The following is a 313-nucleotide window of genomic DNA, read 5'->3' as shown; positions in this document are numbered from 1 at the left end:
CACCCGCGCGCTCACGCCGCCCGCGTCCACCTCGGCGCCGACCTCCACGTCCTTGCGGAGCTTCACCAGCACGCGCTCCCCGACGGAGTGCCCCGTGACGCCCACGACGCGCTCGCCCGCGCGGACCTCCGCGAAGGACGGCAGATCCCGCCCCTCGAGCGCCGCGAGGCGGTGACGGGTGTTGCCGCGCGCCTCGAGCCGCGCCATGATCTCCTGCCCGACGTAGCAGCCCTTGCGGTACGAGATGGCGTCGTCGAGGCCGACCTCCTGCAGGAGGCTCCCCTGCCAGCGGTCGCGCACGGGGTCCGCGACG

At 75.4% G+C, this 313-nt stretch carries 1 protein-coding gene; it reads right to left on the bottom strand.

Features of this window, described 5'->3' with window-relative positions:
- Window positions 1–313, bottom strand: a 313-nt coding sequence (gene ygfZ / locus DEIPI_RS0103785; protein ID WP_045233593.1) for a CAF17-like 4Fe-4S cluster assembly/insertion protein YgfZ, incomplete at both ends; no start/stop codon positions are given.

Source organism: Deinococcus pimensis DSM 21231, from assembly GCF_000519345.1.
Lineage (GTDB): Bacteria > Deinococcota > Deinococci > Deinococcales > Deinococcaceae > Deinococcus_A > Deinococcus_A pimensis.
Note: the sequence above shows the minus strand (reverse complement) of the source record. Positions and strands in the feature narration are given on the sequence as shown.